General features: G+C 70.2%; 9 protein-coding genes. 4 read left to right on the forward strand and 5 right to left on the reverse strand.

The window, feature by feature from the left end:
• Window positions 1-5: 5 nt before the first annotated feature.
• Window positions 6-911 (forward strand): DUF4097 domain-containing protein, encoded by a 906-nt coding sequence (locus tag NQ152_RS03900; protein ID WP_257500862.1) that lies wholly within the window; start codon window positions 6-8, stop codon window positions 909-911.
• Window positions 911-1,519 carry a PadR family transcriptional regulator gene (locus NQ152_RS03905; RefSeq protein ID WP_257500863.1) on the forward strand — a complete coding sequence of 203 codons (609 nt, stop codon included), beginning with the start codon at window positions 911-913 and terminating at the stop codon, window positions 1,517-1,519. The genes NQ152_RS03900 and NQ152_RS03905 overlap by 1 nt, the downstream gene beginning before the upstream one ends.
• 16 nt (window positions 1,520-1,535) lie before the next feature.
• Here the strand turns inward: NQ152_RS03905 and NQ152_RS03910 are convergent, their stop codons facing one another.
• Window positions 1,536-2,108 carry a universal stress protein gene (locus tag NQ152_RS03910; RefSeq protein ID WP_257523088.1) on the reverse strand — a complete coding sequence of 191 codons (573 nt, stop codon included), beginning with the start codon at window positions 2,106-2,108 and terminating at the stop codon, window positions 1,536-1,538.
• 162 nt (window positions 2,109-2,270) lie between these two features.
• Between NQ152_RS03910 and NQ152_RS03915 the strand changes: the two genes are divergently transcribed.
• On the forward strand, window positions 2,271-2,447 hold the full coding sequence (locus tag NQ152_RS03915) for a DUF3073 domain-containing protein (protein ID WP_257500865.1): 177 nt from the start codon (window positions 2,271-2,273) through the stop codon (window positions 2,445-2,447).
• A 73-nt stretch (window positions 2,448-2,520) separates the two neighbouring features.
• Here the strand turns inward: NQ152_RS03915 and NQ152_RS03920 are convergent, their stop codons facing one another.
• The 3 genes from NQ152_RS03920 to purM all read right to left on the reverse strand — a co-directional run bounded on the left by NQ152_RS03920 (window position 2,521) and on the right by purM (window position 6,525).
• Window positions 2,521-3,750, reverse strand: coding sequence for an MFS transporter (locus NQ152_RS03920; protein WP_257523089.1), 1,230 nt, complete (start codon window positions 3,748-3,750; stop codon window positions 2,521-2,523).
• A 109-nt stretch (window positions 3,751-3,859) separates the two neighbouring features.
• Complete coding sequence (gene purF, locus NQ152_RS03925; RefSeq protein ID WP_257500867.1) at window positions 3,860-5,320, reverse strand: amidophosphoribosyltransferase; 1,461 nt, start codon at window positions 5,318-5,320, stop codon at window positions 3,860-3,862.
• A 5-nt stretch (window positions 5,321-5,325) separates the two neighbouring features.
• Window positions 5,326-6,525, reverse strand: a complete 1,200-nt coding sequence (gene purM / locus NQ152_RS03930) for a phosphoribosylformylglycinamidine cyclo-ligase (RefSeq protein ID WP_257523090.1) — start codon at window positions 6,523-6,525, stop codon at window positions 5,326-5,328.
• 122 nt (window positions 6,526-6,647) lie between these two features.
• Here purM and NQ152_RS03935 point away from each other — a divergent pair, with 122 nt between their 5' ends.
• Window positions 6,648-7,259: a zinc-binding alcohol dehydrogenase gene (locus NQ152_RS03935; RefSeq protein WP_257500869.1), complete on the forward strand. Its 612-nt coding sequence runs from the start codon at window positions 6,648-6,650 to the stop codon at window positions 7,257-7,259.
• An 8-nt stretch (window positions 7,260-7,267) separates the two neighbouring features.
• Here the strand turns inward: NQ152_RS03935 and NQ152_RS03940 are convergent, their stop codons facing one another.
• Window positions 7,268-7,657, reverse strand: coding sequence for a potassium transporter Trk (locus NQ152_RS03940; protein ID WP_257500870.1), 390 nt, complete (start codon window positions 7,655-7,657; stop codon window positions 7,268-7,270).
• Between the last annotated feature and the right edge of the window lie 138 nt (window positions 7,658-7,795).

Genomic DNA, 7,795 nt, shown 5'->3' on the forward strand with positions numbered 1-7,795 from the left:
CAGACATGACCCTCGAGAAGTGGATCATCCACCCCGGCGACACACGCGTCATCGACCTCGAATCGGTGCGCAAGCTCAAGGTGGGCCTCATCGGTGGCCAGATCGACGTCATCGGCCACGACGAACCCGGCGCGCGCATCGAAGTGCACGGCGTGACCATCAAGGACCTGCGGATCGAGGTCGTCGGAGACGTCGTGGAGATCGACCACCCGCAACTGCGTTGGGACAACTTCCTGGAGGTCTTCCGCAACTTCGGCGGGGGCGGGCCGAAGGCGGAGATCAGCGTCGCGGTCCCCCGCGAGGTGGCGCTGAACCTCGGGGTGGTCAGCGCCAGCGCACTGGTCTCCGGCATCCGCCACGACACACGTCTGAACACCGTGTCGGGCGACATCATCGTCGACGGACTGACCGGGGATCTGACGGTCAACGCGGTCTCCGGCGACGTTCAGATCCGCGGGCTCGTCGGCGCGCTCAGCGCCAACAGCGTGTCCGGCGACGTGGCCGCGACGGGAACGATCCGCAAGGCGACCGTCGACACGGTCTCCGGCGCGACCCTGGTGGACACCAGCGGTGAAGCCCAGCAGGTCGGCCTGAACACCGTCAGCGGCAACGCCACGGTGCGGCTGGACGAAGGCCGCCCGGCCAACTTCGTGGTGCGCAGCGTCAGCGGCCGCGTGCAGGTGGACGGCGTGGTGCGCTCCGGCAAGGGCACCGGCCCGACCACGAACTTCACCGGTGCGGTGGGCGAGCTCAGCGGCTCGTTCGTGGACGTGCGGGCGAACTCGGTCTCCGGCGATGTCACCGTGCTGCGCCGGGCGGTCGCGGATCCCCCGGTCCGCGCCGGCGACGCGCAGGCGATCGCGGATGCCCCGAGTGGAGCGAGCGATGCCGGCGCGGAGAAGGAGTGGTGATGGCACCTGTCTTCTCGCACGGCGACCTGCGCCTGTACCTGCTGAGCCTGCTCGATGAGGGGCCGCGCCACGGCTACGACATCATCCAGGCGCTCTCGGATCGAACCGGCGGCACGTACACACCGAGTGCCGGCACCATCTACCCCCGACTTGCCAAGCTCGAGGAGGACGGGCTGGTCTCCAAGACCGTCGACGGTCGCAAGACGGTCTACGAGATCACGGATGCCGGACGGGCCGAAGTGGCCGCCCGGGCCGGTGATCTGGAGGGGATCGAAGCCGGCCTGACGGATTCGGTGCGGCTCATCGCCGACGAGGTGCGCGGGAGCGTGCGGGAGGCGATGAAGAGCCTGCGCGCCGATCTCGCAGCGGCCACCCGTGAGGAGCGCACCGCGTCGCGGGAGGCACCGCGGGCGGATGACCCGCGCACCGCGAGTCGCGAGCAGGTCCATCGCGCGGATGCCGCGATCAACGAGTTCCGCGCGCGTGTGCGCACGGATCTGCGCTCGCACGTCGCCCGCGGCGGCGAGCTGGCGGCATCCGTCGTGGACGAGCTCATCGCATCGTTGGACGGCGTCGCCCGCGACATCACCCGTTCCCTGCGCCGCTGAGGGCGCCGGCCGGCTCTCAGCCGGGCCAGATCTCCTCGTCGTCCGGCACGGGCTCCCCGAGCGGGACGACGAGGATCGGCCGGTGCTGGCGGTGCGCCAGCCGCGCGGCGACCGAGCCGGTGAAGAACTCGCGGATCGATTCGCCCAGGCCGCGCTTGCGCGTGCCGACCACCAGCAGCCGCGCCTCGATCTGGTCGGCCAGCTGCTTCATCGCCAGCGCGGGATCGCCGACGAGCTGCTGGACGCTCCACCGGATGTCCGACCGCTCGAGCAGGGCCGTCGCCTCCGCGGTGACGACAGCGAGATCGCTCTCGCCCGCAGCCACATTGATGTCGATCGGTGCCGAATGCACGTAGCCGTCCGGATCCTCATAGGTCACGAAGCGGGTCACGTCGACATGCACCACCACCAGTGGCGCCTGCAGCAGCTTCGCGTATCGCGCCGCCTCCTTGAGCACGCGCGCCGGGAGGCCCGGCACGACACCCACCACGACGGCGCCGCGCAGAGCCGCAGCGTCCGCTTCGGGGACAGGCAGCGGCATGCCGCCGGCATCCGCCCCCGGGGTGCTGTCAGATGCTTCGTCGGCCATATGTCCCGCCCTCTCGCTGCCTGGCCGGAGCGGTCTGCGCCCAGGGCTCCGTGGTATCCTGAATGCTACTCTTACCGGCCTCGAGCCGGTTTCGTGAATGCCCGGGTTGACGCGGCGGATTGCCCCCGCACCGCCCGCTACTCAGAAATGAGGGGGTCTCGCATGGGGCGTGGCCGTCAGAAGGCGAAGCACACCAAGATCGCGCGCGAACTCAAGTCCTACAGCCCGACCGTCAACTACTCGGCGCTGGAGAAGGAACTGGGTCACCCCGACGACGAGCAGTACGTCGACAAGTGGGCCGACCAGTATGCCGACGAGTACGAGGGCGAGAAGGCGTAGTCTTCGCGCCCGCTGATCTCGTTACGGGTCTCCGCCACCTGTAACGCCATGCGGCGACCATCGCACGCAGCGATCACCAGTTTCCGTGGCGGCGCTCCCACTCGTCCTCGATCGTGACGCGACGCGCGACGATCAGACCGGCCGGGATCGCCGCGGCGACCACACCGGCGAGCACCAGCAGCGGCACCGTCCAGGAGGCGGTGGCATCGTGCAGCAGTCCGATGCCGATCGGGAACACCGCCACGATCGCGTATCCGATGCTCTGCACGAATCCGCTCAGCGCGACAGAGCCCTCGTGAGTCCGCGCGCGCAGGCCGAGCAGCACGAGTGTGAGCGGGAACAGCAGCGGCTCCAGACCGAGCAGCGCCACCCAGAGCCAGGGGGCAGCCTGCGGTGCAAGGAGGAGCCCGGCGATCGCGGTCAGTCCGGCGGTGACGGCGATCGCGAACAGCACGCCGGTCGCGTGGTAGCGGGTCACCAGCAACGGCACCAGCAGTGAGGCCGGCAGGCCCATGGCGGCGAACAGCGCGAGCAGGATGCCGGCGCCGGCGGGGGTGACACCGGCGACGTCGATGAGCAGCTGGGGCAGCCAGGCGAACGACGTGTACGCCATGGTGCCGGCGGCGAGGAAGCCGACGGCCAGCGCCCATGCCAGCGGGAGGCGCCACATACGGCCGAACACCCGCGGATTCGGCGGTTCGATGTCCTCGTCCACGACGGCGGCACGTTGGCGCACCAGCATCGCGACCCAGGGAATCAGCGCCAGCGCCGCGAACACCGCCCACATGCCCAGCGAGAATCCCCAGCTCGTCGCATCCGCCACGGGCACCGCGATCAGCGGCGGCATCAGCGTCGCGACCGCCATGGTGGTCGTGTAGATCGTGGTGATCAGGCCGATGCGGTCCGGGAAGTACTTGCGCACCAGCGGCGGCAGCAGGATGTTGCCCACACCCACGGCGGCGAAGATCAGGGCCGTCCCCAGCAGGAGCGCCACCGCGTCGGTCGCCAGGCCGCGCAGGGCCATCCCCGCGGTCGCGACCGCGATGGCCAGCACGGTGAGGCGCTCCAGTCCCAGCCTGCGCTCGAACAACGGCGTCAGGATGCCGAACACGGCGTAGCAGACCGGCGGCGCGGTCCCGATCAGACCGATGATCGCTGCGGGCATCGCGAAGTCGTCCGTGATGTGGTCGATCAGGGGCGAGAGCGCGGCCACGGCGGAGCGCAGCGAGAAGGCGAACAGGACGATCCCGAGCAGGGCGAGAGTCCGACCCTGCCAGAGCGGGCGGGCGGAAGTCGGTGTCACTGCTCAAGCTTAGGTGCGAGGTCGAGCCGACCCGCATCAACGATGCCGGTTGTCCAGTAGCGCGCCGGCGCGTATCGAGACAGCGGAGCGCGCGGTGATCCGGGGCGGCTCAACTCTCCTGGGAGCCCTCGACCCAGGCCAGGTACTCCTCCGAGACCGTGCCGGTCACGTAGCGCCCGTCGAAGCAGCTCATGTCCAGGTCGTCGAGGTCCGAGCCCTCCAGGATGGCCGCCTTGAGGTCCTCGACCTCCTGGTAGACCATGTAGTCCGCGCCGAGCTCCTCGGCGATCTCCGGAATGGTGCGTCCGTGAGCGACCAGCTCGTGACGCGACGGCATGTTGATGCCGTAGACGTGCGGGTACCGCACCGGCGGCGCGGCCGAGGCGAACGTGACGCTTTTGGCCCCGGCATCACGGGCCATCTGGATGATCTCCTTGCTCGTCGTGCCCCGCACGATCGAGTCGTCGATCAGGAGCACGTTCTTGCCCTTGAACTCGCTGGACATCGCGTTGAGCTTCTGACGCACGCTCTTCTTGCGGACCGCCTGTCCGGGCATGATGAACGTGCGGCCGACGTAGCGGTTCTTGTAGAAGCCCTCGCGGTACTCCAGACCGAGCTTGCGCGCGACCTGCATCGCCGCCGGGCGCGCGGAGTCGGGGATCGGCATGACCACATCGATGGTTCCCGACGGCGTGTACTTGGCGATCGTGTCGGCCAGACGCTCGCCCATCCGCAGCCGCGCCTCGTACACGGAGATCCCGTTCATGATCGAGTCCGGCCGTGCCAGGTAGACGTACTCGAACGAGCACGGCGCCAGCCGCGGCGTGGCGGCGCACTGCCGGCTGTGCAGGTGCCCGTCGAGGTCGATGAAGACGGCTTCGCCCGGCAGCACGTCGCGCACCACGTCGAAGCCGCCGTTCTCCAGCACCAGCGACTCCGAGGACACGATCCACTCGTAGGCGCCGGCATCCGTCTTGCGGGTGCCGATGATGAGCGGGCGGATGCCGAACGGGTCACGGAACGCGAGCAGGCCGTACCCGGCGATCAGCGCGATCGCGGCGTAGGAGCCCTCGACACGTTCGTGGACGCGGGAGACGGCGTGGAAGACCTGTTCCGGATCCAGTTCCAGGCCCGAGATCGAGGCCTGCAGCTCGTTGGCGAGCACGTTGACCAGCAGCTCGGTGTCGCTGGAGGTGTTCAGGTGCCGGCGGTCCTTGTGGAACAGCTCGTCGGTCAGCTCCCTGGTGTTGGTCAGGTTGCCGTTGTGCACGAGCACGATGCCGTACGGGGCGTTCACGTAGAACGGCTGGGCCTCCTCCTCGCTGGAGGCGGTGCCCTTCGTGGCGTAGCGCACGTGCCCCAGCCCGATCGTGCCCAGAAGGGTGCGCATGTCCCGGGTGCGGAAGGCCTCGCGGACCATCCCGCGCTCCTTGTGCACGTGGAAGATGCCGCTCGGCTCCGCCGTGGCGATGCCGGTCGAATCCTGCCCGCGATGCTGCAGCAGCAGCAGCGCGTCGTAGATCTCCTGGTTGACCGAGCCCTGCCCGACCATTCCGACGATGCCGCACATAGGGTCTAGTTCGCTCCGTCTGAGTTGTCGCCGTCGCGGTACGCGCCGACCAGTCGCACGGCGCCGCCGTCGACGCCCTTGGCGCCCTGCTCGAAGTCGCCGTGCCCGTCGGCCGGTACCGTGCCGTCCTGGACGACCCCGACGCGCCATGCTGCGATTCCGTCCCGGGCCAGGGCGGATGCTGCGGCGTCGGCCTGCTCGGCGGCGACGATCGCGACGAAGCCGATGCCCAGGTTCCACGTCCCCTCGGTCGCCTCCAGTTCGAGGCCGCCCAGGTCCGCGAGCACGCGGAACACGGTCGGCGGCGACCACGTCGAGCGGTCCAGGTCGACCCAGGTTCCGCGCGGCAGGACGCGGGCGAGGTTGGCGGCGATACCGCCCCCGGTCACGTGGCTGAGCGCATGGACACCGGATGCGTCGCCCTCAGTGGGGGTGCTGCCGCTGAGGGTGTCGATGAGACGCAGGAGCGGTGCCGTGTACAGGCGGGTGGGCTCCAGCAGCGCCTCGCCCCAGGTCGTGCCGAAATCGGCCGCGTGATCGCCGTACTGGATGCCGGCCCGCGTCACGATGTGGCGCACGAGCGAATAGCCGTTCGAGTGCAGTCCGCTGGAGGCCAGGGCGAGGACCACGTCGCCGGGGCGGACGCGATCAGCGCCCAGGATGCGACCCGCCTCGACGACACCGGTCGCCGCGCCGGCGACGTCGTAGTCATGAGGACCGAGCAGGCCGGGGTGCTCGGCGGTCTCGCCGCCGACCAGGGCGGTGCCCGTCTCGGAACACCCGCGTGCGATGCCCGCGACGATATCGGCGATGCGCTCGGGGAAGACCTTGCCGCACGCGATGTAGTCGGTCATGAACAGCGGCTTGGCCCCGACCACGACGATGTCATCGACCACCATGCCGACCAGATCGAGTCCGATCGTGTCGTGCTTGTCGATCGCCTGCGCGATCGCCACTTTCGTGCCGACACCGTCGGTGCTGGTCGCCAGCAGCGGGTGCGCGTAGGAGCGGAGCGCCGACGCGTCGAAAAGCCCGGCGAACCCGCCCACGCCACCGAGGACTTCGGGGCCGTGGGTGCGGCGCACCGCCGACTTCATCAGCTCGACGGCCAAGTCGCCGGCCGCAGTATCGACACCGGCTTCGGTATAGGGGTTCACTGAGGCGCTTCCGTGCGCGGAAGAGGCGTCGCGGGAGGGTGAGGCCACCATCCCAGCCTAGCGGCGGCACAGCCGAGCGGATCCCCGATGCCGGAGGGCGCCTCACGGGTTCGGCGGGCGCGCCTCCGCGGACGAGGCGGGTGTCGGCGGCCCGCCTTAGACTTGACGCCATGGGCGGCAGCAGTGCTCCGGAGTGGCTGATCCGCGAGGACGCGGGCCAGCCGGTCCTGCTCGCGCTCTACCTCCGGCAGGCGCTGGGCATCCGCTCCCCGGACGAGCTGCCGCACCTGCGAGGCATCCCGGCACGCGTGAACGACCGCTCCGAGGACGCGCAGGCTCTGCTGGAGCGCCAATGGCGCGAGTTCTGGGCCATGACGGTCGAGCCGACCGCGCATCCCTCCCCCGTCCCCCTCGAGCTGGTCGACGGCTTCGAGACCCTGGTCGCGCTCCCGGCCGAGGGATCCGAGGTGCTCCGGGACGCGATCGTCCCGCACGCCGCGGAGTCGCTGGCGTTCTCGCAGTCCGCACACGAGCGCTACCGGAAGGAGGCCGCGGCGAAGCCGGGCGTCTCGTATCGGGCCTATGCGAGCGCGATCGCCGAGCACGAGCGCCAGGTGGGCCGTAGAGCGCACTCGTTCGAGCTCAATGTCCAGGTGCTGCCGCTGACCCAGCGCGGAGTGTGGTGGATCGGATCACTCACGATCGCGGTCACCGACTCGCTGCGCGGAGACGTCGTCGCCTTCGACGCGGCGATCCACCCGATCATCGCCGAACTGGCTTAGCGGCCGGTTCAGTCCTCGACGTGAATGGTTGCGCGATCGACCGTGACCTCACGCGAACGGCGGGCGAGAACGCGATCGAGGATCAGCGCGGTCACCCCACCGATGGCGACGCCGACGGTGATGCAGATCAGCGCCAGGAAGCCGAAGACCTGCCCCTGGGAGTAGATCAAGCCGGTGTTCGGGCTGGTGTCGGCGGTTCCGTTGGACGCGAACGTGAGGATCAGCGCGACCAGCAGACCCAGACCGGCGCCGGCGATCAGGAACACCGCGTACTTGGGCGTCCGCCGCACCCGCACCGTCTCGATGCGGTCGGCGGCCACGGGGTGGGGAACCCCACCCGGGTTGCGAGCGGAGGATGCCGCGGCATCGGGTTCGGGGATCTGCGCCGGTTCGGCCATGGCTCCATTGTCTCACCCGGCCGGCCAGGCGCGGTCGGCGGAGCGGTGGGGGGGGGGGGGGGGGGGCGGGGGCCCGCCCCCCCCCCCCCCCCCCCACCCCCCCCCCCCCCCCCCCCCGGCCCCCGCCCCCCCCCCCCC

Source organism: Microbacterium sp. zg.B48 (genome assembly GCF_024623505.1).
GTDB lineage: Bacteria > Actinomycetota > Actinomycetes > Actinomycetales > Microbacteriaceae > Microbacterium.

Coding starts and splice junctions, on each gene's coding strand:
- NQ152_RS03900 (WP_257500862.1), top strand. CDS start 6: ATGACCCTCGAGAAGTGGATCATCCACCCCGGCGACACACGCGTCATC.
- NQ152_RS03905 (WP_257500863.1), top strand. CDS start 911: ATGGCACCTGTCTTCTCGCACGGCGACCTGCGCCTGTACCTGCTGAGC.
- NQ152_RS03910 (WP_257523088.1), bottom strand. CDS start 2,108: ATGGCCGACGAAGCATCTGACAGCACCCCGGGGGCGGATGCCGGCGGC.
- NQ152_RS03915 (WP_257500865.1), top strand. CDS start 2,271: ATGGGGCGTGGCCGTCAGAAGGCGAAGCACACCAAGATCGCGCGCGAA.
- purF (WP_257500867.1), bottom strand. CDS start 5,320: ATGTGCGGCATCGTCGGAATGGTCGGGCAGGGCTCGGTCAACCAGGAG.
- NQ152_RS03935 (WP_257500869.1), top strand. CDS start 6,648: ATGGGCGGCAGCAGTGCTCCGGAGTGGCTGATCCGCGAGGACGCGGGC.
- NQ152_RS03940 (WP_257500870.1), bottom strand. CDS start 7,657: ATGGCCGAACCGGCGCAGATCCCCGAACCCGATGCCGCGGCATCCTCC.